The organism is Bacteroides acidifaciens (genome assembly GCF_903181435.1).
In the GTDB taxonomy this organism is placed as follows: Bacteria; Bacteroidota; Bacteroidia; order Bacteroidales; family Bacteroidaceae; genus Bacteroides.
On the sequence record NZ_CAEUHO010000004.1, the window covers coordinates 938,790 to 965,652 of the forward strand.

Annotated in this window: 24 protein-coding genes and 2 tRNA genes; 15 read left to right on the forward strand and 11 right to left on the reverse strand. The window is 41.7% G+C overall.

Going from position 1 to position 26,863, the window contains the following annotated elements:
* Positions 1-8: 8 nt before the first annotated feature.
* The 5 genes from CLIN57ABFB40_RS15615 to CLIN57ABFB40_RS15635 are packed head-to-tail and all read left to right on the forward strand — an operon-like array spanning position 9 to position 4,305.
* A complete protein-coding gene (locus tag CLIN57ABFB40_RS15615; protein ID WP_175630935.1) occupies positions 9-1,082 on the forward strand; it encodes an RluA family pseudouridine synthase in 1,074 nt (357 codons plus the stop codon).
* Entirely contained in the window at positions 1,079-2,053 is a 975-nt protein-coding gene (locus CLIN57ABFB40_RS15620; protein ID WP_175630936.1) for a D-alanine--D-alanine ligase, read from the forward strand. The genes CLIN57ABFB40_RS15615 and CLIN57ABFB40_RS15620 overlap by 4 nt, the downstream gene beginning before the upstream one ends.
* Positions 2,054-2,060: 7 nt before the next feature.
* On the forward strand, positions 2,061-3,209 hold the full coding sequence (locus CLIN57ABFB40_RS15625; protein ID WP_175630937.1) for a 1-acyl-sn-glycerol-3-phosphate acyltransferase: 1,149 nt from the start codon (positions 2,061-2,063) through the stop codon (positions 3,207-3,209).
* Complete coding sequence (locus CLIN57ABFB40_RS15630) at positions 3,206-3,898, forward strand: NigD-like protein (RefSeq protein ID WP_175630938.1); 693 nt, start codon at positions 3,206-3,208, stop codon at positions 3,896-3,898. Before CLIN57ABFB40_RS15625 ends, CLIN57ABFB40_RS15630 begins: the two co-directional genes overlap by 4 nt.
* Before the next feature lie 14 nt (positions 3,899-3,912).
* Positions 3,913-4,305, forward strand: a complete 393-nt coding sequence (locus CLIN57ABFB40_RS15635) for a rhodanese-like domain-containing protein (RefSeq protein WP_175630939.1) — start codon at positions 3,913-3,915, stop codon at positions 4,303-4,305.
* A gap of 95 nt (positions 4,306-4,400) precedes the next feature.
* On the opposite strand, the gene CLIN57ABFB40_RS15640 is transcribed toward CLIN57ABFB40_RS15635, so the two are convergent.
* From CLIN57ABFB40_RS15640 to ribD, 11 genes are all read right to left on the reverse strand, one after another.
* Complete coding sequence (locus tag CLIN57ABFB40_RS15640; RefSeq protein ID WP_175630940.1) at positions 4,401-5,357, reverse strand: acetylornithine carbamoyltransferase; 957 nt, start codon at positions 5,355-5,357, stop codon at positions 4,401-4,403.
* A gap of 20 nt (positions 5,358-5,377) precedes the next feature.
* Positions 5,378-6,634: a glutamate-5-semialdehyde dehydrogenase gene (locus tag CLIN57ABFB40_RS15645; protein ID WP_175630941.1), complete on the reverse strand. Its 1,257-nt coding sequence runs from the start codon at positions 6,632-6,634 to the stop codon at positions 5,378-5,380.
* Between the two features lie 847 nt (positions 6,635-7,481).
* Positions 7,482-8,564, reverse strand: coding sequence for a glutamate 5-kinase (gene proB, locus CLIN57ABFB40_RS15650; protein ID WP_175630942.1), 1,083 nt, complete (start codon positions 8,562-8,564; stop codon positions 7,482-7,484).
* Positions 8,565-8,757: 193 nt separating this feature from the next.
* Positions 8,758-8,991 carry a DUF2007-related protein gene (locus tag CLIN57ABFB40_RS15655; protein ID WP_175630943.1) on the reverse strand — a complete coding sequence of 78 codons (234 nt, stop codon included), beginning with the start codon at positions 8,989-8,991 and terminating at the stop codon, positions 8,758-8,760.
* Between the two features lie 76 nt (positions 8,992-9,067).
* Complete coding sequence (gene murI / locus CLIN57ABFB40_RS15660; protein ID WP_175630944.1) at positions 9,068-9,910, reverse strand: glutamate racemase; 843 nt, start codon at positions 9,908-9,910, stop codon at positions 9,068-9,070.
* Between the two features lie 109 nt (positions 9,911-10,019).
* Positions 10,020-10,535: an OmpH family outer membrane protein gene (locus CLIN57ABFB40_RS15665; RefSeq protein WP_175630945.1), complete on the reverse strand. Its 516-nt coding sequence runs from the start codon at positions 10,533-10,535 to the stop codon at positions 10,020-10,022.
* 56 nt (positions 10,536-10,591) lie between these two features.
* Complete coding sequence (locus CLIN57ABFB40_RS15670) at positions 10,592-11,107, reverse strand: OmpH family outer membrane protein (RefSeq protein ID WP_175630946.1); 516 nt, start codon at positions 11,105-11,107, stop codon at positions 10,592-10,594.
* Positions 11,108-11,130: 23 nt separating this feature from the next.
* Positions 11,131-13,785: an outer membrane protein assembly factor BamA gene (bamA, locus tag CLIN57ABFB40_RS15675; protein WP_175630947.1), complete on the reverse strand. Its 2,655-nt coding sequence runs from the start codon at positions 13,783-13,785 to the stop codon at positions 11,131-11,133.
* A gap of 30 nt (positions 13,786-13,815) precedes the next feature.
* Positions 13,816-14,550 (reverse strand): isoprenyl transferase, encoded by a 735-nt coding sequence (locus CLIN57ABFB40_RS15680; RefSeq protein ID WP_175630948.1) that lies wholly within the window; start codon positions 14,548-14,550, stop codon positions 13,816-13,818.
* A gap of 27 nt (positions 14,551-14,577) precedes the next feature.
* Entirely contained in the window at positions 14,578-16,086 is a 1,509-nt protein-coding gene (locus CLIN57ABFB40_RS15685) for a DUF6242 domain-containing protein (protein WP_175630949.1), read from the reverse strand.
* A 142-nt stretch (positions 16,087-16,228) separates the two neighbouring features.
* On the reverse strand, positions 16,229-17,266 hold the full coding sequence (gene ribD / locus CLIN57ABFB40_RS15690; protein ID WP_175630950.1) for a bifunctional diaminohydroxyphosphoribosylaminopyrimidine deaminase/5-amino-6-(5-phosphoribosylamino)uracil reductase RibD: 1,038 nt from the start codon (positions 17,264-17,266) through the stop codon (positions 16,229-16,231).
* Between the two features lie 54 nt (positions 17,267-17,320).
* Between ribD and prmC the strand changes: the two genes are divergently transcribed.
* The 10 genes from prmC (at position 17,321) to CLIN57ABFB40_RS15740 (ending at position 26,853) form a co-directional block, all read left to right on the forward strand.
* Positions 17,321-18,157, forward strand: coding sequence for a peptide chain release factor N(5)-glutamine methyltransferase (prmC, locus tag CLIN57ABFB40_RS15695; RefSeq protein WP_175630951.1), 837 nt, complete (start codon positions 17,321-17,323; stop codon positions 18,155-18,157).
* Entirely contained in the window at positions 18,154-18,636 is a 483-nt protein-coding gene (locus tag CLIN57ABFB40_RS15700; protein WP_175630952.1) for a regulatory protein RecX, read from the forward strand. The genes prmC and CLIN57ABFB40_RS15700 overlap by 4 nt, the downstream gene beginning before the upstream one ends.
* 78 nt (positions 18,637-18,714) lie before the next feature.
* Positions 18,715-19,353 (forward strand): orotate phosphoribosyltransferase, encoded by a 639-nt coding sequence (pyrE, locus tag CLIN57ABFB40_RS15705; protein WP_004313008.1) that lies wholly within the window; start codon positions 18,715-18,717, stop codon positions 19,351-19,353.
* Positions 19,354-19,449: 96 nt separating this feature from the next.
* Complete coding sequence (locus CLIN57ABFB40_RS15710) at positions 19,450-19,860, forward strand: SRPBCC family protein (protein ID WP_175630953.1); 411 nt, start codon at positions 19,450-19,452, stop codon at positions 19,858-19,860.
* Between the two features lie 24 nt (positions 19,861-19,884).
* Entirely contained in the window at positions 19,885-21,225 is a 1,341-nt protein-coding gene (argH, locus tag CLIN57ABFB40_RS15715; protein WP_175630954.1) for an argininosuccinate lyase, read from the forward strand.
* A gap of 93 nt (positions 21,226-21,318) precedes the next feature.
* Positions 21,319-21,391: transfer RNA gene (locus CLIN57ABFB40_RS15720), tRNA-Gly, on the forward strand.
* 16 nt (positions 21,392-21,407) lie between these two features.
* Positions 21,408-21,491: transfer RNA gene (locus CLIN57ABFB40_RS15725), tRNA-Leu, on the forward strand.
* Between the two features lie 273 nt (positions 21,492-21,764).
* Positions 21,765-22,316 carry an RNA polymerase sigma-70 factor gene (locus CLIN57ABFB40_RS15730; RefSeq protein ID WP_175630955.1) on the forward strand — a complete coding sequence of 184 codons (552 nt, stop codon included), beginning with the start codon at positions 21,765-21,767 and terminating at the stop codon, positions 22,314-22,316.
* 60 nt (positions 22,317-22,376) lie between these two features.
* The gene (locus tag CLIN57ABFB40_RS15735; protein WP_175630956.1) at positions 22,377-23,360 is read left to right on the forward strand and encodes a FecR family protein; all 984 of its coding nucleotides are present in this window, start codon (positions 22,377-22,379) and stop codon (positions 23,358-23,360) included.
* 163 nt (positions 23,361-23,523) lie between these two features.
* Positions 23,524-26,853 (forward strand): TonB-dependent receptor, encoded by a 3,330-nt coding sequence (locus CLIN57ABFB40_RS15740; protein WP_175630957.1) that lies wholly within the window; start codon positions 23,524-23,526, stop codon positions 26,851-26,853.
* Positions 26,854-26,863: the final 10 nt, after the last annotated feature.

The following is a 26,863-nucleotide window of genomic DNA, read 5'->3' on the forward strand; positions in this document are numbered from 1 at the left end:
AGACTCACATGATAGAGGAAGAACTTCCGGACGGACTGGAAAATGACTTGGATGATATAGAACCTGTCGGTGACGAAGCCCAACTTTACGAACACTTCCGTGTGGTTGTAGACAAAGGTCAGGCGATGGTCAGAGTCGACAAGTATCTGTTTGAGCGTATTGTCAACGCCTCGCGCAACCGTATCCAGAAAGCTGCTGAAGACGGGTTCGTTATGGCCAACGGCAAACCGGTGAAAAGCAGCTATAAAGTGAAGCCGTTGGATGTCATCACGGTGATGATGGACCGTCCGCGCTATGAAAATGAAATTATTCCTGAAGATATTCCCCTTAATATCGTTTATGAAGACCCGTATCTGATGGTCGTGAATAAACCTGCGGGATTGGTAGTGCATCCGGGACACGGAAATTATCACGGTACGCTCGTCAATGCCCTTGCCTGGCACATGAAAGATAACCCCGATTATGATGCGAACGATCCGCACGTCGGACTTGTCCACCGGATTGATAAAGATACTTCGGGCTTGTTGGTGATTGCCAAAACGCCGGACGCTAAAACAAACCTGGGACTTCAATTCTTTAATAAAACGACCAAACGCAGATATCGCGCTTTGGTATGGGGAATTGTGGAACAGAATGAAGGGACTATCATCGGTAATATCGCCCGCAATCCGAAAGACAGGATGCAAATGGCGGTGATGTCCGACCCGACGGTAGGTAAACATGCCGTCACTCATTACCGCGTGTTGGAACGCTTGGGATACGTCACCCTTGTGGAATGTATTTTGGAGACGGGACGCACACATCAGATTCGTGTCCACATGAAACATATCGGTCATGTGCTGTTCAATGACGAACGCTATGGCGGTCATGAGATACTGAAAGGAACTCATTTTAGTAAATACAAACAGTTTGTAAATAATTGCTTTGACACTTGTCCCCGACAGGCTTTGCATGCTATGACGTTGGGGTTTGTGCATCCCGTCACAGGCGAGGAAATGCATTTTACTTCCGAACTTCCGGATGACATGACCCGGCTTATCGAGAAGTGGAGAGGCTATATAAGTAATAGAGAATTAGAATGAAACGCAACATTGCTATCGTGGCAGGGGGAGATACCTCTGAAATCGTAGTTTCCCTGCGTAGTGCACAGGGCATTTATTCCTTTATAGATAAGGAAAAGTATAATTTGTACATTGTGGAGATGGAAGGTCGCCGCTGGGAAGTACAATTGCCGGACGGAAACAGGGTTCCGGTGGACAGAAATGATTTTAGTTTTACGAACGGGACAGAGAAGGTGGTGTTCGATTTTGCTTATATCACCATTCATGGCACACCGGGCGAGGACGGTCGCCTGCAAGGTTATTTCGACATGATGCGTATTCCGTATTCCTGCTGTGGAGTATTGGCTGCTGCCATTACCTATGACAAATTTGCCTGCAACCAGTATCTGAAAGCTTTTGGCGTACGCATTGCCGAATCATTACTGTTGCGTCAGGGGCAATCGATTTCCGATGAGGATGTCATTGAAAAGATTGGTTTGCCTTGCTTCATTAAGCCCAGCCTGGGTGGTTCGAGTTTCGGCGTTACAAAAGTAAAAACGAAAGAACAAATCCAACCCGCCATTGTTAAGGCTTTCGGAGAAGCGGAAGAAGTGCTTGTCGAAGCATTTATGGAAGGAACAGAGCTGACTTGCGGTTGCTATAAGACCAAAGAGAAGTCGGTAGTTTTCCCGCCTACGGAAGTGGTGACGCACAATGAGTTTTTTGATTACGATGCAAAATATAATGGTCAGGTAGATGAAATCACTCCCGCACGCATTTCGGACGAACTGACCGGGCGTGTGCAGATGCTGACTTCGGCTATCTATGACATATTGGGTTGCTCCGGCATTATCCGTGTGGATTATATCGTGACCGCCGGTGAAAAGCTTAACCTTCTCGAAGTGAATACTACTCCGGGAATGACTGCTACCAGCTTTATTCCCCAGCAAGTGCGTGCAGCCGGTCTGGATATAAAGGATGTGATGACTGATATAATAGAAAACAAATTTTAATCACGTTATGGACCTGACAGAATTTAATGAGATTCGCCCTTATAATGATGAGGAACTTCCTCAGATCTTTGAGGAACTGATTGCTGACCCGGCTTTTCAGAAAGCTGCCACCGGAGCTATCCCGAACGTTCCATTCGAACTTCTGGCGCAGAAAATGCGTGCTTGCAAGACTAAACTTGATTTTCAGGAAGCATTCTGTTATGGTATCTTGTGGAAGATAGCGGCGGACCATACTGACGGATTGACATTGGACCATGCCGCTATACCGGATAAAAGCAAAGCCTATACGTACATATCAAATCACAGGGATATCATTCTTGATTCGGGCTTTCTTTCCATTCTGCTGATTGACCAGGGGATGGATACCGTCGAGATTGCGATTGGTGACAACCTGCTGATCTATCCTTGGATAAAGAAACTGGTTCGTGTCAACAAATCCTTTATAGTACAGCGGGCATTGACCATGCGTCAGATGCTTGAATCTTCGGCACGAATGTCCCGTTATATGCATTACACCATTTCGCAGAAAAAACAGTCCATCTGGATTGCGCAGCGTGAAGGACGCGCGAAAGACTCCAACGACCGTACGCAGGACAGTGTCTTGAAAATGTTGGCAATGGGTGGCGAAGGCGATTTGGTAGAGCGTCTGATGGAAATGAATATCGCTCCGCTTGCCATTTCATACGAGTATGACCCTTGCGACTTTTTGAAAGCGCAGGAGTTTCAATTGAAAAGGGATGTAGAGGGATACAAGAAAACCACTCAGGACGATTTGATTAATATGCAGACCGGACTTTTCGGCTATAAAGGCAGAGTGCACTTCCAGCTTGCTCCCTGTATCAATGATGAATTGCAATGTTTGGACCGTTCATTGCCGAAACCGGAGCTGTTTGCCCGCATTTCTTCATGCATCGACCGCAGGATTCATCGTAACTACCGTATGTATCCGGGCAATTATGTTGCATACGACTGGCTGAATGGCACGACGGAATTTGCGTCCAACTATACCGGGGAAGAAAAACAACAGTTTATAAACTATATCGAGCAACAATTGGGCAAGATAAATATTCCGAATAAAGATGAAGAATTTTTGCGTGAGAAATTGTTGTTAATGTATTCCAATCCGTTAGTCAATTATTTAGCTGCTTGCCGATGAGAAGAAAATTACATAGTATCTGGTTGTGGGGATTGCTTTTCCTGATGACTGCTTGTGGGGATGATGATTATTATTATCCTCCGGTAAAACTGGAATTTGTTACGGTAAAGGCTGGGGGAGATGGTTGCATACAGACGCTTATCCCTGATAAGGGGGCGTCGTTGCCCGTATTGGAAGACCGTACAAGGTCTGCTATTTCTCCGAATACTTCCAGACGTGTAATGAGTAATTATGAGGTGTTGGCGGAAGGTGTCTGTATTTATTCTTTGCAGTCGCTTATAACACCGGAGCCCAAGCCGGAAGATGATCCGGTTTATAAAGACGGTATAAAGACAGATCCTGTGGAGATGGTCAGTATTTGGCTGGGACGGAATTATCTGAATATGATTCTGAATCTGAAGGTCAGCACGGGCAAGGGGCATGTTTTCGGCATAGTAGAAGATATATCCGAGCTGGAAACAAAAGGTATTGTCAATATGTTATTATATCATGATGCGAACAGTGATGCGGAGTATTACAACCGACGCGCTTATATTTCTGTTCCTTTGGAGAAATACGTAGATGCGGAGAATCCTGACCGGGTGATAAAGATTAAATTTAAATATTACAAATACGGTGAGGACGGAACTGGCGAAGAATCAGACAAGTATTGTAATCCCGGATTTGATTATATTCCGGAACTGAATTGAATAATAGAGTATATATGGTTAAAATGAATCAACTGGCCGTGGGAATATTTTTATTTCTTTCTTCCCTCTTCTCCTGTCAGCAAAAGGGAGACTTTAAATCAATGAATGTAGAGGACTTTGATACTCTTATTCAAGGCGAGGATATACAGTGTCTGGATGTCCGTACGCTTGCGGAATATTCGGAAGGGCATATCGCTAAAACGATTAATATCAATGTGATGGATGATTCTTTTGCTGCCATGGCAGACTCGTTATTGCAAAAAGACAAACCGGTAGCTGTGTATTGCCGTAGTGGCAAACGGAGTAAGAAGGCGGCTGCGATTCTGAGTGAGAAAGGCTATAAAGTCTTTGACCTTGATAAGGGATTCAATTCCTGGCAGGAAGCTGGCAAAGAGATAGAAAAGTGACAGTAAATCGTAGATTATAAACGATGAACGGTGAACAACAAATGCATCTTGCGATTTATTGTTCACCGTTTTTTTATAGCTTGTCTGCTATTCTGTTATTCCAGTCCTTCCAATAATCTTTTCAGAACTACCGTTGCCGAGATTTCACGGTTGGCAGCTTCCGGGATGACGATTGATTGCGGGCTTTCGATGACCTCATCCGTAACAATCATATTTCTACGAACCGGAAGGCAGTGCATGAAATAAGCATTATTGGTGACAGCCATCTGACGGTCACTGACTGTCCATTCGCGGTCTTTGCTCAATATTTGTCCGTAATTGTCGCCTGAATAAGCAGCCCAGTTTTTGGCATATACAAAGTCGGCGCCTTCAAAGGCCTTCATTTGGTCATACTCAACTTTGGCATTTCCTACAAATTCGGGAGCCAGTTCGTATCCTTCCGGGTGAGTGATGACAAAATCATAATCAGTAGCGTTCATCCATTCTGCAAAAGAATTGGGGACAGCCTGCGGCAATGGACGCGGATGCGGAGCCCAGGTCATAACCACTTTGGGGCGTGCCGTTTTCTTATATTCTTCAATTGTAATCAAGTCTGCAAAACTCTGTAACGGATGGCGTGTTGCCGCTTCCATAGAGAATACCGGACGTCCGGAATATTGGATAAATTGATTCAGAATAGTTTCCTGATAGTCGAAATCACGATTCTCGAAACGTGCAAAAGAACGTACTCCGATGATATCGCAATAACATCCCATCACAGGGATAGCTTCCAGCAGGTGTTCCGGTTTGTCGCCGTCCATGATAACTCCATGTTCAGTTTCCAATTTCCAGGCTCCTTGGTTGATATCCAACACCATAACGTTCATTCCCAGATTCAGCGCCGCTTTCTGTGTGCTGAGGCGGGTGCGCAGACTAGAGTTGAAGAAGATCATCATCAATGTCTTATTCCTACCCAATTCGACATATTTGAAACGATCTTTCTTAATTACGAACGATTCTTCGATGGCTGATTTTAAATCGCCAATGTCCTGTACACAAGTAAATTTCTTCATATCATTTATTTTTTTAATTCTCAATTTCTTCTAGTCTGTCCATCTCCTTCAATAATCCATTTGTAAGAAGTGATTTCTTCCAGTCCCATCGGGCCCCGTGCATGCAGTTTTTGCGTGCTGATGCCTATTTCGGCTCCTAAACCGAATTGTGCTCCGTCGGTGAAGGCGGTGGACGCATTGGCATATACACAAGCTGCATCTACTATTTTTATAAACAACGCCGCACGATCCTTGTTTTCCGTGACGATACATTCACTATGCTTCGAACTATTTTCCTGGATATGTCCCAAAGCATCTTCAAAGCTCTTCACGGTCTTGACAGCCATTTTGTAGTCCAGGAATTCAGTTCCGAAACTTTCTGCTTTTGCATGCTGCAAGAGTTCGGCAGGATAATGTCCTTCTAATGCCTGATAAGCTTGCGGGTCAGCATAAATAATCACATTACTGTCTTTCAACTTCTCACAAAGCACGGGGAGTTCAGCCAGTCTTTTCTCATGTATGATTGTGCAGTCCAACGCATTACATACGCTCACCCTGCGTGTCTTGGCATTATGGATAATGTCTGCCCCCTTACTTACGTCTCCAAACTCGTCAAAGTAAGTATGACAAATGCCAGCCCCCGTCTCAATAACGGGAATCTTTGCATTTTCGCGTACAAAATTGATAAGTCCACTACTTCCCCTGGGAATAATCAAATCAACATAGCCTACTGCATTTAGTAATGCTGCCGTAGCTTCTCTGTCAGCTGGAAGTAGCTCTACAACATGCGGATTGACATTGAATCTTTTCAGTACTTCATGAATCACATTGATGATAGCGCGATTGGAACAGTCTGCGTCACTTCCACCTTTCAAAACGCAAGCGTTCCCGCTCTTCAAGCAAAGAGAGAATACATCGAAACTGACATTAGGACGTGCTTCATAAATAATTCCTATCACTCCAAAAGGAACGCTGACCTTCGTCAATTTCATTCCATTAGGACGAACTGTCTCTTTCAGTACTTTACCTAAAGGAGAGGGGAGTGTAGCTACATTACGTGTGTCCGCTGCGATACCTTTCAAACGTTCTTCCGTCAATTTCAACCGGTCGTACTTCGGATCATTTTTGTCCATTCGTGCGAGATCTTTCTTATTCTCAGCAAGAATGAAAGATGTTTCTGCAACTGCTGCGTCAGCTACTGCATTTAAAATCTGATTGATGATGTCATCACTCAGCAAGGCTAATTCCCGGCTTGCTGCCTGTACGGCAGCAAAGGTTTCGTTTAAATTTGTAGTCATTTTCTCCTTTTTTGCATTAAATGGAAAGATAAACTATGCAAATATAGTGAATGTTGTGAATAAAACCCGTTGAAAAACAAAATAAATGTTGGCTGACTATTTGTAGCACTCTCTTTTAAACCAAAGTTCAAAAATAGGATCGGAGAATACATATCTTGTGCAGGGATGAACCAAAGCAGTACTGAAGTAAGCCGAGCCATGTACTTGACTTACTCAAGTCTCCTATATCACTTCATTGAGTGTAGTACTTGCTACAGTCAAGTCTCCTACTCGTTACAGCTAAATCTCCTACCAAAAATAAAAAGTAAAAAACCGCCTTCAGCTTTCAGCTCTTCAAAAAAGTCCCTTTTCATCGGTTCTTTTGGCTGAAGTCACTCCTGAATGCAAAAGTGTATAACTTTATTTTCTTTTGGTGATGAATCTATATCCCCCGCATGGTGGGCATATAGTTCCAATACGGTGAGTATATATACCTACCACGGTGAATATATAGCTCTACTGTCAAGTCTGAAAAAGCTGAATGCGCTGAAAGCACTCCCCCCTGGCTACAGCCTATTCTCGCAGGGGATGTTTTTTTTCGCCTTCAGCCGCTATCACCTTCTGCCAAGGCGTTTGCGGACAAAACTGAAACCAGATTACGGCATAAAAAATCAGTAAGAGAGTCTTGGCTAGTTTAGACACTGATAATTGGAGATTTGATTCATTTCGTACCGGTTTCATTTAATAGCATGGAGTTATATTGTTTGTTCTAGGGAACAAATATACTGCTATTAATAATTGATTGCAAATAAAGAGTTTTTGTATTTCTATTGGCAGCTTGTTTTATACTGTTCTGTTGATACTGTTTTTATTCGATATACAAATAGTCATAGTGTACCACCGGCCTCTTTCCGTGTTTGCCAATGGCTTCTTGTACCTGTTTCGAATCACAATTTACTTTTCCTACGCCTATCTGGTTCCCTCGGAAATCCATGATGCGTACGATGTCATCTTTTTCAAATTCTCCTTCGATACGGGTGATTCCAATCGGAAGTATGCTGACCGCTTTCTCTGAGTTTAATACTTCTGTAGCGCATTCGTTGATATGAATTTCACCCTTTGCGAACCCTTCACTGTGTGCAATCCATTTTTTGACGCTGGATACCGGTTCTTTTGAAGGGATGAAACGTGTGCAAAGTGTATTTTCGGGATGGTGCAGCAAGTCGACCAGGATATTGTCACGTTTCCCGTTGGCGATGATGACTGTAATTCCTTCGTCGGCTACTTTGCGGGCAATGTTTGTTTTTGTCAACATGCCACCTCGCCCGAAGCTGGACTTGGATGTCTGGATATAGTTGGATAAATCTTTCCCATGACCGATTTCCTGAATGACGGAAGAATTGGGATCGGCAGGAGAGCCATTATAAATACCGTCGATATTGCTTAAAATGATAAGTGCTTGTGCGTCCATCATGGAAGCGATGAGCCCGGACAGCTCGTCGTTGTCCGTGAACATCAGCTCACTGACAGAAATCGTATCGTTCTCGTTGACAATGGGAATGACATTATTTTCAAGCATCACCGTCATGCAGTTTTTTTGATTCAGATAATGGCGGCGAGTGCCAAAATTCTCTTTCGTAGTCAGCACCTGACCGACAGCAATGCCGTGTTCGCGAAAAAGTTCGTAGTAGCGGTTGATTAGCTTTGCCTGGCCGACGGCAGAAAATAACTGACGTTGGTCTACACTGTCGAGTTTTTTTTGAGGATGTATTTCGCTGCGTCCGGAAGCAACGGCTCCCGAAGAAACCATAATGATTTCCACACCGGATTTATGCAATTCCGCTATTTGGTCGACAAGTGCCGACATACGGGTCACGTCCAGCGTTCCGTCGCGACGTGCCAATACATTACTTCCTACTTTTACTGCGATTCGTGTAAATTCTTGTTTCATTTTTACTAACGATTTGAAAGCACAAATATAGAGCTTTTTGTCGATATGTTACTAAAACAGGCTAAAAAGAATTATCTTTGCAGTCGGTTCAAGAAAAGATAGACAATGAAACATACAAATCCACAAGTAGAACAGATGACTTCTTTCATCGTAATGGATGTATTGGAGAATATCAAAGAAGGTTTGGACCGTATCAGTCGTTATCTTTCTCGGCGCAGCTTCTGATAAGTTCCGTGGCGGCTTCGTATTGCTCCTCGGTGACAAGGACAGAAACGGAAGGAGCGATATAGGGAGCGAGTGTGCCCATAATCCCGTCTTTGATTACGCAGAGGATATTATTACTCTCTAATAACCCTTTGATGATTTCGGCTTCCCATGGAGAACCGGAGAATACTTCTATTGACTTGCTAAAATCTTCTTCTTTCATGATCTTATGGCATTAGGGGTTGTTATCTACAGATATAACAAAAAAGAGGGGCAAATGGTTATTCTTCCCGTAATATTTATTCGAGTGTTATGTGTTTTACGCTAATTTGCCGATTAAGAAATGTAGACGCTGATTCAGAGAACTTCTCTTCTGCTTCTGTGGTATAAAATTGGCAGTTTCCGTTCTTCGTGCACTTTGCGTCCATTTCCGGATGCCTTCTTAAATAATCTTTCAAGCTTTCTGCTACATATTCGCCTTGTGAGATAACACTAATGTCATTGGCGATATATTGCCGGATTTTTGGAAGAAGGAGCGGGAAGTGGGTACATCCAAGGATGACGGTGTCTATCTGCGGGTCTTTTGAGAGTAACTGGTCAATATATTTGCGGATGAAGTAGTCGGCTCCGTCGTTTTGCGATTCATTGTTTTCTACCAACGGCACCCACATCGGGCAGGCTACTCCGCTTACTTGAATATTAGGGAACAGCTTATGTATTTCCAGCGGATAAGATTCGGATTTGATGGTGCCTGCCGTTGCCAGTACACCGATATGCTGGTTTTTGCTAATGTCGCCGATGCATTCTACCGTAGGACGAATCACACCGAGTACGCGGCGTGCCGGATCAATATTCGGCAAATCATTCATTTGAATGCTGCGTAAAGCTTTGGCGGAAGCAGTGTTGCAGGCTAATATCACCAGATGGCATCCCATTTCGAATAGTTTGTTGACAGCTTGCCGGGTGAATTCATATACGACTTCAAAAGAACGTGTCCCGTAAGGAGCACGCGCGTTATCTCCCAGATACATATAATCATATTCCGGTAATGTTTCTCTTATCTTGTCCAGGATGGTCAGACCACCGTAACCGGAGTCGAATACTCCAATGGGACCGGGGGTATGTGATAGATGTTGATTCATGACAAACAGGATTTATATACGCAAATGTACGCCAAAAAAAGCGAAAGCGAAAGAAGTTTAAACTTCTTTCGCTTTCGCTTTTAGTCTTTCTTGTTCTTAACGGCTATCTTTATTTGATGCCAAGATGTATTTTAACCTTGTTAGTTAAGTTTATGCTTTGTGCCTCGTTAACATAAGGAATCGGAGTTCTTGCAAGGTCGAAGATGTAGATTACGCCTTCAGCAGCGCCTACAGCTTTGATAGCGTTGTCCAACTTCTGGTAGATAGGAGTCATGGCGTCATTCTGTGCCTTTGCCATCTGTTGTTGGGCATCTTGCTGGAACTGTTCTTGTCTTTGCATCATATCCTGCAGCTCTTTCTGTCTTCTCTCAGCGATGTTAGCCGGAAGAGAATCTTTAGCGATAGCTTGCTGGAATTCCTGATATTTTTTGTTGAACTCTTCCTGAGTTCTTTGAAGTTCGGCTGTGAGTTGTTTTTCCAATGTTTGGATGTCATTTTGTGCCTTAGTAAATTCCGGCATTACAGTGATAATCTCCTGTGCATTAATATGACCGAATTTCAGGTTCTGTGCAAATACACCCATTGGGAGTGCAAGCAACATTACAAGTGCAATTTTTTTTAGCATAGTTCTATAATTTATTTGAATGATTTTTAGTTATTTCCAGTTGCAAATGTATGAAATTAATTTGAATATCCTAATCTTCTTAGTATTTCATCACTAATATCTATACGTGGATTTGCAAAAATTATACCTGCAGCAGAGGCTCTGTCGACTACCATATCATATCCATGTTGCTGTGATATTGCTTTCACTGCTTCATAAATATCGTCTTGGATCGGAGTCAGTAACTTGTCTCTCATCTTGGCTAATTCGCCTTCCGGACCGAAGTATTTACGTTTCAGTTCGGCTGCTTCTTTCTCCTTGGCTACGATTTCGTCCTCTTTCTTTGTTTTTTGCGTGGCAGAGAGTGTGGAAGATTTCGCCTGGTAATCCTGGAACATCTTCTGTGCTGCCTTTGCCAGAACTTCTACTTCGCCCTGGTATTTTTTCGTAGCTTCTTGCATTTGCTCATTAGCGCTTTGAGCTGCCGGAATATTCTTCATAATATATTCCGTATCGATCAGTGCAAATTTCTGTGCGTTTGCCGTCATTCCGACTGCAAACAGCAACATGATTAATAGAACAGACTTTCTCATGACGTTTAGTTTTTTGTGAAACATTAGAATTCTTGTCCTAAGATAAAGTGGAATTGACTTCCGCCATATTGTTTAGAACCAAATACTTTGTCGAAGCCGTAACCCCAGTCGATACCCATCATACCAATCATCGGCAAGAAGATACGAACACCGACACCGGCAGAACGTTTCAACTCGAACGGATTGAATTTCTTGATATCATGCCATGCGTTACCTGCTTCAAGGAAACCTAACACATAAATGTTAGTACTTGTTTCCAGCATCAACGGATATCTTAATTCGATGCCGAGACGTGCATATGCATAACCTTCAGAACCGTACGGGGTCAATGAACTGTTTTCGTAACCACGCAGAGCGATACTTTCCGTTGCATAGGTTGAATAACCTGTCATACCGTCACCACCTACATCGAATGTACCGAACGGTGATTTCTTGTATTGGTTGTAGTGACCCAACAGACCGAATTCCGTACGTGTCATCAACACCAGACATTTCGGATGAGCAATCGGATCCATCAGCGGAGTGTATGTTTTGCCTTTGAATTTCCATTTGTGGTATTCAATCCATTTATGGAGTTTATTCATGTTGTCCTGGGTAATGCTACCGGTTTCAGGATTACTGTAATATCCTTTATAATCTTTGCCGTCTATCAGCGAGTAAGGCGGTGTGAGCTGCACTGACAATGAGAAGTCAGAACCCGAACGCGGGAAGATCGGATTATCAATGGAGTTACGTGCCAAAGTCAATGAGATGCTCAGGTCATTACATTTACCGTTTGTTACCGGGAAATACTGCCAGTCGCTCAGATTGTAGCGTTGATAAGCCAACTCTGCAGAGAGTGTGAAATAGTCATCCGGCCATCTCAAACGTTTACCCCAACCTACGGAAAGTCCCCACATCTTGATAGACTTGTCAGGGTCGTAGTAGTTTTCGTAGTTATTGTAGTTACCGTAGTTGTACATACCATAACCCCCATAACCGCTATACATGCTATTGTAGTAGTTGTTGAAGTAGCTGGAGTTATAGTAACGGCTACTGATATCTGTCTGTACAGAGAAGAAAGCCGAAACGGAGAATGAGTTCGGACGCTTTCCGCCAAACCAGGGGTCGAAGAATGAAATACTGTACGATTGATAGTATTTGGCATTCGTTTGTCCACTGATGGTTAATGTCTGTCCGTCACCTTGCGGCAGGATACCACGGTAGTTTTCACCCGGATGGAGCAAGTTGGCTACAGAGAAGTTGGTGAACTTCAAGCTCAACTTACCGATAATACCGGTTTGTCCCCAACCTGCAGAGAACTCTACCTGGTCATTTGCTTTTGAAGTCAACGGCAAGCCTATGTCAACAGTTCCGTTCATCGGATCCGGTTGAATGTCCGGTTGTAGTTTTTCCGGGTCAAAGTGTCCCATCTGCTGGATTTCACGCAAAGAACGCATCAGGTCGTCCTTGCTGAACAACTGTCCCGGGCGAATACGAAGTTCACGGCGAACTACATTTTCATACAAACGGTCATTACCACTGATGTTAATTTTGTTGACAGTAGCCTGACGACCTTCATAAATTCTCATTTCGAGGTCGATAGAGTCGCCGACAATGTTTACTTCCACCGGATCGAGGTTGTAGAACAGGTAACCGTTGTTATAATATAAGTTACCGATGGCATCATCATCCGTAGAGATACGTTCGTTCAATAACTTTTGGTTGTATACATCTCCTTTCTTCATACGAAGCAGGTAGTTCAACTGTTCGGAAGGATAAAGTGTATTACCTACCCAAGTTACATTACGGAGATAATATTTCTGACCTTCGTCTATGTTTAGATATACATTGACTGTCTTTTCATCATACTGTGAGATGCTATCTTTTGCGATCACAGCGTCACGGTATCCAAGTTCATTATACTTGTCGATGATAAGTTGCTTATCCGCCTCGTAATTTTCCGGCACGAATTTCTTTGTGCGGAAGAGGTTGAGGAGTTTGCCTTTTTCATTGGTCTTCTTCATTACTCGTTTCAGCTTGGAAGCTTTGATAGCGGAGTTTCCAACGATTTCGATAGCATGAACTTTGATTTTTTCTTTCTTGTCAATATCAATGTCGACAATTACCTGGTTTTCGCTGGAAGGATCGTCTTTCTGTGAGATGATAACTTCTGCGTTCTTAAATCCTTTATCATCGAAGTAACGTTTAATCAATGTCTTGGCACGGTCTACGGTATTCGGAGTAATCTGCATACCTTTTACCATACCTAACTTGCCTTCCAAATCGGTGCGCTCGGATTTCTTGACGCCATGATAACGTACTTCTGAGATACGCGGACGCTGTGTCAGACTGATTTTTAACCAGATCTTGTTGCCTTCAATTTTCTCGGCTGTGATTTGTACGTTTGAGAACAAACCATGACGCCAATAACGCTTGATTGCTCCGGTGATTTCGTCACCCGGTACGGTAATTGTTTGTCCTACCGATAGACCGGATAGCCCAATCAACACATAGTCTTCGTAATTCTTCACACCTTCGACTTTGATATCAGCTATCTCATACTTTTTGGGTGTTCCGGAGTATAAGATGACAGGTTTCGAGTCTTCATCAGTGCTGGCATTTTGCGCAATACCTGTTGTCGCAAAGCAGCACAGGCAGATAAACGTTATGAATATAAAGGAAATACGATAATGCATTTATGTTATAATTTGATGTTTCGAGTTATGTTAGCTGATTTGTTCGCTGGTTTTGCCGAAGCGGCGTTCCCGTTGCTGATATTCGCAAATGGCTTTGTAGAATTCTTCCTTATCGAAGTCCGGCCAAAAGGTATCACAAAAATAAAGTTCCGAATAAGCACATTGCCATAGCAGGTAGTTGCTTAGTCGGATTTCTCCTCCCGTACGGATTAGTAAATCCGGGTCGGGCATAAATTTTGTCTCCAAATGGGATGCGATACATTCATTTGTTATTTGTTCGGGGGACAGCTCTCCCTTTTCAACCTGTGTCGCTATTTGCCGGACGGCTTCCGTTATTTCCCAGCGGGAAGAGTAACTGAGGGCTAATACCAGGCACATGCCTGTATTCCCAGCCGTATGTTCTATACATGATGCCAAACTTTTCTGAACTTCGTCCGGCAATTTTTTGAAATCACCGATTACATCGAAGCGAATATTGTTTTTCATCAATGTTTCTTCTTCAATAGAATCTAGCAATAGATTCATCAGAGCCGCTACTTCGTCTTGCGGGCGATTCCAGTTCTCGGTGGAGAAAGTGTATAAAGTCAAATACTTTACTCCCAAGCGGGCTGCGTCTTCGGTAATTTTCTGTACCGTTTCTGCGCCTGCGCGGTGACCGTAAGTACGTTCTTCCCCTCGTTGCTTTGCCCATCGTCCGTTGCCGTCCATGATGATGGCTACGTGTTGGGGTATCCGAGTTTTGTCTATTTGCTCTATATAGGACATCTTCTTATTTTAAACGTATACGTTTTATTATTGACCGGCGTGTTCCGGATCTAAGTCAAACCATAGCTGATTCAGACGGGCACGCCATACTTCTGAATCATGTCGGTATGGACCTCTATCTTTAGGCTCTGTGGCCCGGATGTCTTTTTCTTCTTCTTTTTCTACTTCTTCAGTAAAAGTGATATTTTCCTCTTTACTGAATAAAATATAGATGAATTCATCTTCTGTATCTTGTATTACTGAATATTTCTTTCTACCTCTAAATTCGGGCTTTTCTTCGGTTGATTCAGTGATATTAGATTCGCTCCAATCGTAGTTTGGAAAAGAGAATTTTTTACTCGCTTTTTTCCAGGCAACTCCTTCATTGATTGATACATAAAAAGAATCGAACTTATCTCCGAAAATGTAGAAAAGGTCATTATAGTAAATAATAGTCGGATTGTCGAATGCCGGACAATAAGCTACTGCGGTAGCTGCTCCCAGTTCAACCCAAGTTTTACCATCATATCCCCATGAAATGGTAACAGGAACCTTTTTATTATTGATGTCGATTTCTATTGCAGGTTCATGTTTTCCTACGATGATGTTCTGATTGTTTTTTCCTTTGCTGAAGGTTGTATAAGAGATATTATCTACTGGGAATCTTTCGTCGACCTCTTCGATTAGAGTTTCTGTCGGCTGGTTTAATAATTGTGATTCCAGCATGGAATAGAAATATCGTTTTCCCTCTTCAGTTTTGATATAAGTGATTTTTGTTTCATTTTCTATCTTTAACTTAGAGACGAATGTGTTCACTTCACCTGAAAACTTAGTTGAAATTATCCAATTAATACCATCAGTTGATTCATATACTTTATTATTGGCAGTAGCCAATATAACTCCATCTAAGGGCAGTATGGAATTGGGTAATACATTCAAGTCGCCTTCTGTATTTACTCCTGCCGCTGTCCAACTGGAGACCCCACTGTTTTGATATACTTTCAAGTGGTCACCTACTTTAGAATAAGTGAGGAATTTATTGTCAAATTCAATCGTTTTTTGTTCGTTTACGATTTCATTCTGCATAGCTCCTACATAATTCCACTTCAACGAATCCGGATCATGTTTATGTACTCGTACAGTAATGGTGTATTCCTTGACCTGGTCAGGAGATATACCCGCTAAGGCTTCTGTAGACCATACTTTAATTTTAATTGGACTTCTTAAGTCTATGGAGTCGTTAATATTGATAATAGAATCTTCATTGGCTTTGTCTTTCATTGTAATGACACCCGAAACTGTAGTCAGAGTCTTAATTAGAATCTTATCAATAATCGTATCGGCATGGACAGGAAGAGAATCCACGTTATAGATTTCACCTTTTTGCTGGTCTATAGTGAATTTATAAGTTATTCCATACCCAATTGTGTCAAGGCTAAACGCATGTATAGTCGCATCCGGGCTATATTCGATGTTATTATCGTCATCAAGGCATGACGTTATAACAAATGACACCATGAAAAAACTCGCAATGAATGATAAAAACTTTATTCTCATTTGAAAGATTGTGTTTATTTACAAGTTGCAAAAATAGAAACATTTTTTCCGATAAAGAATAATACCGGCAAGTTTTATATAAAATTATAGATAATAACGCTGTTTTTATCGACGTAAAACTCCCTGAACAGGACTATTTTAGCTAATCTTGATGAATGTAATGCCAAATCTGTCTTTCGAAGTGTTCTTCCGTCGAGTAACTAAATTTATCGCTTATTTCAGGTGCTTTAACACCGGAATATAACCTGCTGGGGCACTTTTCAATATATGCTTCATCCCATAGCCCATTGTCAATGAATGATTGTAGCAATTGGCTTCCGCCTTCTACCAATAATGATTGTATCTTACGCTGATATAGCTCTTCCATAATCTGTATCAGAGGATTATGACTAAAATTAATGGTGATATAAGTAACGTTCTTCTCTTCCAGTTGTTCCTTCTCTGTAAAGATTAATGTCGGAATTTCTCCGTCGAATATTTGTAAATCCTTTGGAAGGGATAAGGTACGGTCTAAAACGATGCGTATCGGATTGCGTCCGTACCAGTTGCGGACAGTCAACGATGGATTGTCCAATAAGGCTGTCCGCCGACCTACCATGATAGCATCGGTTTCTGCTCTTTTCTTGTGTACTAACATGGAAGAAAGCGGAGAGGAGAGTATCACCGGCTTACCGTCAGTACGTTCTATGTCAATGAAATGATCGGCTGATTCAGCCCATTTCAATGTGATGAAGGGGCGATGAAGCGTGTTGAAAGTAATAAAACGGCGAATCAAATTCTTGCATTCTTCTTCTAATATGCCCACTGTTACTTCCCGTCCGGCATCCCGTAATTTTTGAATCCCCCGTCCGGCTACTTTAGAAAAAGGATCCTGGCAACCAATGACAATGCGCGGAATCTGTTTCTCGATAATCAAGTCGGCACAAGGTGGCGTTTTCCCATAGTGGGAACAAGGTTCCAGGCTTACATAAATCGTAGAGCGTTTTAATAAAGATTCATCTTTTACTGAGTGGATGGCATTCACTTCGGCATGTGCCTTTCCACAGCGGATATGATAACCTTCGCCGATTATACGCCCGTCACATACGATGACAGCCCCTACCATCGGGTTGGGAGATGCATTGCATAACCCGTTCCTGGCGAGCTCAATGCAGCGTCTCATGTATTTTTCTTCTTCCATTTTGGTGCTCTTCGCTATATTATTCTTACTTTTGCAGTCCGAAATTGTAAATATATGAATCGTATCACCACTTACATACGTCAATCCTTGCAGAATATCTATCCGCCGGAAGAGGTCAAAGCTCTTACAATGCTGATTTGTTGCGACATGTTATGTTTGGATGCGCTTGATATTTACCTCGGCAAAGATATAATTTTATCCGAATGCAAAGAGCGTGAATTAGAAAACATTATATTCCGTTTGCAGAAAAACGAGCCGATACAGTACATTCGTGGTTTTGCGGAGTTTGATGGAAGGAGATTTAAGGTAGCTCCCGGCGTGTTGATTCCACGTCCTGAAACTGTAGAGTTGGTGGAGCTGGTCGCTCGGGAGAATACGGATGCCTGCCGCTTATTAGATATAGGTACAGGAAGCGGATGCATCGCAATCTCTTTGGATAAAAGACTTCCAAATGCAAAAGTAGAGGCGTGGGATATTTCAGAAGAAGCATTGGCTATTGCATGTACTAATAATAAGGAATTGGAGGCAGAAGTCATGTTTCTACAAAGAGATGTTTTATCCGATGATTGGGAGAAAACACCTTCTTTTGATGTTATCGTCAGTAACCCGCCTTATGTGACTGAGGCGGAAAAAAGCGAAATGGATGCCAATGTGCTTGACTGGGAACCGGAGCTCGCTTTGTTTGTCCCCGATGACGATCCGTTACGGTTCTACCGGCGGATTGCAGATTTAGGTCGTGAATTACTTTTGCCGGGGGGCAGGCTTTATTTTGAAATAAACCAGGCTTTTGGTCTGGAAACAGCACACATGCTTGAAATGAACCAATATCATGATGTTCGTGTTATAAAAGACATATTTGGAAAAGATAGAATAGTTACAGCTAACCGATGAGTGCACAATTAACAGACGAAGAGGCTTTAAATCGTGTGGCCTCTTATTGCTCCACTGCCGAGCATTGCCGGGCAGAAATAAATGAGAAGTTACAACGTTGGGGGATTGCCTATGACACCATTGCGCGTATTCTAGACCAATTGGAATCAGAAAAGTTTATTGATGATGAACGTTTTTGTAGAGCTTTCGTGAACGACAAGTTCCGTTTTGCCAAGTGGGGAAAGATGAAGATAGCGCAAGGGCTTTATATGAAAAAGATTCCTTCCGACGTGGCATGGCGTTATCTGAATGAGATTGATGATGAAGAATATCTATCCATTCTGCGCGATCTGCTGGCTTCCAAACGGAAAAGTATTCATGCGCAAGATGATTATGAACTGAATGGGAAACTGATGCGATTTGCCATGAGCCGTGGATTTGAACTGAAAGATATCAAGCGTTGTATAGACATTCCCGATGAAGAGGAACAAATTGACTGAAAAAATAAACGGATTCTTCTTTTTATTCTCGTTCAATTTCTGTACTTTTGCGGCAAATAATTAATAGTTAGTTTAGTTATGAAAAACTTAGAGAGACTATTTGCGGAGAAACTGTTGAAGATTAAAGCTATTAAACTTCAACCTGCTAACCCTTTCACATGGGCTTCAGGATGGAAATCCCCCTTTTACTGCGATAACCGTAAAACTCTGTCCTATCCTTCTCTTCGTAATTTTGTGAAGATTGAAATTACACGTCTAATATTGGAGCGATTCGGACAGGTGGATGCGATTGCAGGTGTAGCGACTGGTGCTATCCCACAGGGAGCTTTGGTAGCTGATGCGTTGAATTTACCGTTCGTGTATGTTCGTTCTACCCCAAAAGACCATGGATTGGAGAACCTGATTGAGGGTGAGCTTCGTCCGGGTATGAAAGTTGTAGTAGTAGAAGATTTAATCTCTACGGGTGGTAGCAGTTTGAAGGCTGTGGAAGCAATTCGTCGTGATGGTTGCGAAGTGATTGGTATGGTTGCGGCTTATACGTATGGATTTCCTGTTGCTGAAGAGGCATTCAAAAATGCCAAAGTGACTTTGGTGACATTGACCAATTACGAAGCTGTGCTCGATGTAGCTCTTCGTACCGGTTACATTGAAAAAGAAGACATACAGACATTGAATGAATGGCGTAAAGACCCCGCTCATTGGGATGCTGGAAAATAAGAACTTTGTTTTAATCAAACATATTTGTAAGAAAAGAACTATTCGGGCATGATTTGGTCGAATTGTTCTTTTTTTGTTTTATACTAAAAGATAATTATGGGTAATTTTGAGAGTAGTGTTAAGGTGATCCCTTATAGCCAGGAACGTGTGTATAACAAACTTTCGGATTTGAGTAATCTGGAAGCTATCAAAGACCGTTTGCCGCAGGATAAGGTACAGGACTTGAGTTTTGATTCGGATACATTGAGTTTTAGTGTTCCGCCTGTCGGTCAACTGACACTGCAAATTGTGGAACGTGAACCTTGTAAATGTATAAAGTTGGCAACGGCTAATTCGCCGATTCCTTTTAATATGTGGATTCAATTGGTTGCTACGGGAGAGGAAGAATGCAAGGTGAAGGTGACTATCGGAATAGATATAAATCCGTTTATGAAAGCAATGGTGCAGAAGCCACTTCAGGATGGTTTGGAGAAGATGGTGGAAATGTTGGCAGCCATTAATTATTAAATTAGGTATTACTAAGGAAAATTTATGGCACAGAAACTTTGGGAGAAATCCGTACAGGTGAATAAGGATATCGAACGCTTTACGGTTGGGCGTGACCGTGAGATGGATCTTTATCTGGCTAAGCACGACGTGATTGGCTCTATGGCTCACATTACGATGCTCGAGAGCATCGGCTTGCTGACAAAAGAAGAACTGGAACAGTTGCTGGCTGAATTGAAGAATATTTATGCTTCGGCTGAGAGTGGGGAATTTGTTATAGAAGATGGGGTGGAGGATGTACATTCCCAAGTGGAATTGATGTTGACCCGTCGTTTAGGTGACATAGGAAAGAAGATTCATAGCGGTCGTTCGCGAAATGACCAGGTATTGCTGGACTTGAAACTTTTTACCCGTACGCAAATTAAGGAAATAGCCGAAGCCGTAGAACAGCTCTTTCATGTGTTGGCTCGCCAAAGTGAACGGTACAAGAATGTGCTGATGCCGGGATATACGCATTTGCAGATTGCAATGCCCTCTTCTTTCGGATTATGGTTTGGTGCTTATGCTGAGAGTTTGGTAGATGATATGCTGTTTTTGCAAGCCGCATTTAAAATGTGTAACCGCAATCCATTGGGTTCTGCTGCCGGATATGGTTCGTCTTTCCCGTTGAACCGTACAATGACAACCGAACTGCTAGGTTTTGACTCTATGAACTACAATGTGGTGTACGCACAAATGGGACGTGGAAAGCTGGAACGTAATGTTGCTTTTGCATTGGCTACGATTGCCGGTACAATTTCCAAACTGGCTTTTGATGCCTGTATGTTCAATAGTCAGAATTTTGGTTTTGTAAAGTTGCCGGATGATTGTACTACGGGATCCAGTATTATGCCCCATAAGAAAAATCCGGATGTGTTTGAACTCACACGTGCCAAATGTAATAAACTGCAATCGCTTCCCCAGCAGATTATGATGATTGCCAACAATCTGCCTTCCGGTTATTTCCGTGATTTGCAGATTATCAAAGAGGTGTTCTTGCCTGCTTTTCAGGAATTGAAGGACTGTCTGCAGATGACAACCTACATTATGGACGAGATTAAAGTAAACGAACATATTCTTGATGATGATAAGTATCTGCTTATTTTTAGTGTAGAAGAGGTGAATCGTTTGGCACGCGAAGGTATGCCTTTCCGTGATGCATATAAGAAGGTAGGCTTGGATATTGAGGCAGGTAAATTCTCTCATAGCAAAGAAGTACATCATACACATGAAGGCAGCATTGGCAACCTTTGCAATGCAGAGATTTCCGCTCTGATGCAGCAAGTGGTTGACGGATTCAATTTCTGTGGGATGGAGAAGGCAGAGAAAATGCTGCTTGGAAGATAAAATGGGCTTTCGGAGGATAGTTTTTTAAACTTTCCTTCGAAAAGATTTGGCAGAAACAAGTAAACTGCTTATCTTTGCACCCGTTGAAAAAACGCGGAAATAGCTCAGTTGGTAGAGCATAACCTTGCCAAGGTTAGGGTCGCGAGTTCGAGTCTCGTTTTCCGCTCTTTCTTTGAAAGGATGCTCGAATGGTGGAATGGTAGACACGAAGGACTTAAAATCCTTTGGCCATTGCGGCTGTGCGGGTTCAAGTCCCGCTTCGAGTACGAGTATTCTTTAGAGGCTTTATGAATCATTGATTCATGAAGCCTTTTTTATTTTTTTTATGGGTGTACTATATACATTTGATTCCTTTATGGGAATCTATAGTATGGTTGTTTAAGAAAATAAATAAATCAAATTTAAGTGGCATTATTTTTTTATTGTGTTATTAATCTTTTATTTTGCTTTTAGATTATAATTGCAATTTAATATTACACTGGTTGATCCTTTGTACTGGGATGTTTGATTTTATTGTTAACACTGGAAATACTAGAGAGATGGAAAATAACGACAGGCAGATCGAATTAAAATTTCAGAGGTTTTTTACTGCTAACTTTCCTAAAGTAAAAAACTTTGCTCAGATGCTTCTAAAATCAGAAGCGGAGGCAGAAGATGTGGCTCAGGATGTTTTCTGTAAACTCTGGTTGCAACCTGAGATATGGTTGGATACTGACAGGGATTTGGACAATTACATTTTTATAATGACCAGGAATATTGTTTTGAATATTTTCAAACACCAGCAAATAGAACAGGAATATCAAGATGAAGTTATCGAAAAGACTATTCTTTATGAGTTGACAGATAAAGAGGAGGTTTTGAATAATGTATATTATAAAGAAATGCTGATGATTATTCAACTGACCCTGGAGAAAATGCCGAAGCGTAGGAGGCTAATATTCGAACTTAGCCGTTTTAGGGGGCTGAGTCATAAGGAAATTGCTGATAAGCTTGATGTTTCCATTCGTACAATAGAGCATCAGGTCTATCTGGCGTTAATTGAATTGAAGAAGATACTTATCTTATTTATTTTTTTTCTCAAATATTTTTAAGTAGTCTGTGCGGAGTAGTTGTATTTAGTATATAAAGCCCCAAAAAGAAAGAAAAGGTTTATGAAAAACTATATTCAACAACTCGTAGAATTATTCGGAAACAATGATTATTCAGCTGGTACACGAAAGAAAGTACAACGATGGCTGGCTGATGAAGAGCATGTTGACGAAAAGGATGAAGCACTCCGTATGCTTTGGAAGCAGGCAAAGGAACGGGAACTACCCAATGGAATGCAACAATCAATACGCCAAATGCAACAAAATATAGGACTAAAGCCTGTTTCTCATAAGAATTATCAGCTATTTGTATGGAGAGCAGCGGCTATTCTCTTATTGGCTGTATCATCTGTTTCTGTTTATCTGATGTTGGAAAAAGATCGGCCTGTAAAAGATTTGGTGGAGTGTTATATACCAACAGCGGAGATTCACGAACTTACCTTGCCTGACGGCACACATGTCATGTTGAATTCCAAAAGTACCTTATTATATCCGGAGCAGTTCAACGGAAAGACGCGAAGTGTATATTTGATAGGTGAGGCTAATTTTAAAGTGAAACCGGATAAGAAACATCCTTTTATTGTAAAAGCTAACGATTATCAAGTAACTGCTTTAGGTACGGAATTTAATGTGAACGCTTATCCGGAAAGTAATGAGTTGATTGCCACTTTGCTGGAAGGAAGTGTAAAGGTGGAGTTCAATAATCTGATATCTAATGTTATTCTAAAACCTAATGAACAATTAATATATAACAAGCATACAAAAGAACATAACTTGCGATTGCCAGAAATAGATGATGTGACAGCATGGCAGCGTGGGGAATTGGTCTTTAGTAATATGCATCTGGAAGATATTTTCACAAGTCTGGAACGTAAATTCCCTTATGCCTTTGTTTATAGTCTTCATAGTATGAAGAAGAATACCTATAGTTTCCGCTTTCAAAACCAAGCAAATCTGGAAGAGATTATGGGCATTATATCACAGGTAGTGGGAGATGTAAACTATGTTATTAAAGGAAATAAATGCTATATAACCAATAAGAAATAAACCTGTTGTAAAACCTATTTAAATTGAAAATACTATGTGAAAAAGTATCCGGAAGGAATGCCCGTTCCTTCCGGATGTGAAATCAAGTTCTCCTTAATATTAGCGTGTATTGACGCTATTCTGAATGATCCTAGAATAATAACCAAATTAACTAATACTAAAGATGCTACAAATTTACGAAAAAATAGCAGAACAAATAGTTCATAAGCGAGGCTTTCTCACTTTTTTAAGTCTATTGTTACTAACATCTACCCTTGCTTTTGCTCAAAGTGGTAATAAAATTACTATTCAGCAGAAGAATATCACTGTTGTTGATGCTCTGAAAACTGTAGAAAAACAGTCGAAAATGTCTATTAACTACAGTGACTCCGAATTGAAAGGAAAAGAAATAGCAAATCTTAATTTGCAAAATGTTGCTGTATCGGCGGCACTTGATGTAATCCTGAAAGGAACAGGTTTCGCCTATCAAATTCAAGGTAATTATATTATAATCACTGAGAAGAAACCTGCAGTTGCAACACAAACTGTGAAGGATATCAAAGGGAAAGTTGTTGATGAGAGCGGTGAACCACTAATTGGAGTTAACATTTCAGTGGATGGCAATTCGACCGGTACAATTACCGATTTTGATGGAAACTTTGCAATAAAGGCTTCAGACAACTCTACATTGAAAGTATCTTATATAGGATATGCCACTCAAATGGTGCCTGTTTCTAAAAAAGATTTCTATCCGGTTGTAATGAAGCAGGATACAGAAGTGCTCGATGAAGTTGTTGTAACGGCATTGGGTATCAAACGTGCAGAAAAGGCGTTGTCTTACAATGTACAACAAGTCAAGGGAGATGCTTTGACTACGGTAAAAGATGCTAACTTCGTAAACTCGCTGAACGGTAAGATAGCCGGAGTGAGTATTAACAAAAGTGCTAGTGGAGTTGGTGGTGCGACACGTGTTGTAATGCGTGGTGCAAAATCTATCGAAGGTGATAACAATGCTTTGTATGTGGTGGACGGTATTCCTTTGTTCAATACCAATATGGGAAATACCGACAGTGGTATTATGGGTGAAGGTAAGGCCGGAACAGAAGGAATCGCCGACTTCAATCCCGAAGATATTGAAAGTCTTTCTGTTTTGAGTGGTCCTTCGGCTGCTGCGTTGTATGGTAGTAGTGCCGCTAACGGTGTAATTTTGATTACCACTAAAAAAGGAAAAGAAGGAAAACTTTCAGTGCAGTTCTCTTCTTCTTCAGAGTTCAGCAAAGCTTATATGACTCCTGAGTTTCAAAATACGTATGGTAACAAAAAAGATATGTATGAAAGCTGGGGTGAGAAACTGTTGACTCCTACAAGCTATGATCCCAAGAAGGATTTCTTTAATACCGGAACAAACTTTATTAATTCGGTTACGTTGACCACCGGTACGAAATCGAATCAGACTTTTGCTTCTGTTTCTTCTACCAATTCCAAAGGTATTGTGCCTAATAATGAATATGAACGTTTGAATTTAACAATCCGTAATACGGCAACTTTCCTTAATGATAAATTACAACTCGATTTAGGTGCGTCGTATGTGAAACAGAAAGACAAGAATATGGTATCGCAAGGACAATATTGGAATCCGGTGATGGCCGCCTATTTGTTCCCTCGTGGTGAAGACTTTAATGGAATTAAGTCATTCGAACATTTCGATGAAAGCCGCCAACTTCCGGTTCAGTATTGGCCGGTAGCAGATCCGGTATATGCTTCACAGAACCCTTACTGGACTGCTTACCGCAATGTAGCTACGAATAAAAAGAGTCGTTATATGTTCAACGTAGGGTTGACTTATAATATTACCGATTGGTTGAATGCGACAGCCCGTTTCAGAATGGATGATACACATGTATTGTTTGAACGCAAGATTTACGCTTCATCCGACGATAAGTTTGCGGAAGGAAAGAAAGGACTGTATGGATACAATAACTATGAAGACCGCCAGGAATATGCCGACTTTATGTTGAACGTAAATAAACATATTGCTGATTTTAGTATTTCTGCCAATGCGGGTTGGAACTATTCTAACTATTGGGCATTGGAGAGAGGATACAAAGGAACATTATTGGGAGTGCCCAATAAATTTGCGGCTTCTAATATCGATCCGGCTAATGGTCGTATCTCAGAAAAGGGTGGTGATAGTCGTGTGCGTAATCATGCTGTTTTTGCCAATTTGGAACTTGGTTGGAAGAGTATGCTTTATTTGACGCTGACCGGACGTAATGACTGGAATTCACGTTTGGTGAATACCGATGAAGAATCTTTCTTCTATCCCTCAATCGGTCTGTCCGGGATTATTTCCGAGATGGTCAAATTGCCCGAATTTATCTCGTACCTGAAAGTTCGCGGTTCGTATACGGAAGTCGGTGCGCCTGTATCCCGTTCGGGACTGACGCCGGGTACGGTAACTACCCCTATTGTGGGTGGTGCATTAGACCCTACCGGTATCTATCCGTTTACTGATTTCAAGGCAGAGCGTACAAAGTCATACGAATTTGGATTAAGTCTGAAGTTGTGGAATAAATTAAGTGCGGAGGTAACCTACTATCATTCTAATACATACAATCAGACCTTCTTGGGTGATCTTCCGGAATATACTGGATACAAGCAGATTTATTTGCAGGCCGGTAATGTGGAAAATCGTGGTTGGGAGGCTTCATTAAGCTATTCCGATCGGTTTAAGTTCGGATTAGGAATCTCTTCAACATTGACATTCTCTCGTAATATAAACGAGATTAAGGAGATGGTTGAAAACTATCATACGGATTTAATGGATGAACCGATTAATATTCCGGAGGTTTTGAAGGATGGTGGTCGTGTCATCTTGAAAGAAGGCGGAAGTATCCACGATATTTATGCCAACACCTTCTTAAAGAAAGACCACTTGGGATATGTTGAGGTAAAGAGCGACGGAACCTTTGGAATGGAAAAGGGGGACCCCGTTTATTTGGGAAAAACTTCTCCTGATTTCAATATGGGATGGAGTAATATGTTGACATACAAAGGCTTTGGACTCGGATTCCAGATCAACGGACGTTTTGGTGGCGTGGTGACCTCTTCTACAGAGGCATTGCTTGATCGTTTCGGTGTGTCCAAACGTTCGGCTGAGGCTCGTGAAGCGGGAGGCGTATTGTTGAAGGGACAAGGTCTGGTAGATGCGAAGTCTTATTATCAGATGACAGGTGCGGGAAATTATGAAACTTCCGGTTACTATGTATACAGTGCCACCAATATTCGTTTGCAAGAACTTACCTTTAGCTATACTATGCCTAATAAGTGGTTTGGTAACGTGTTGAAAGATGTTACAGTTTCGTTTATAGCCAACAATCCTTGGATGTTGTATTGCGAAGCTCCGTTCGATCCGGAACTGACTCCTTCCACTAGTACTTACGGACAAGGTAATGATTATTTTATGCAACCGAGTGTTCGTAGCTTTGGCTTCGGTATTAAATTTAAATTATAATACACCTTCT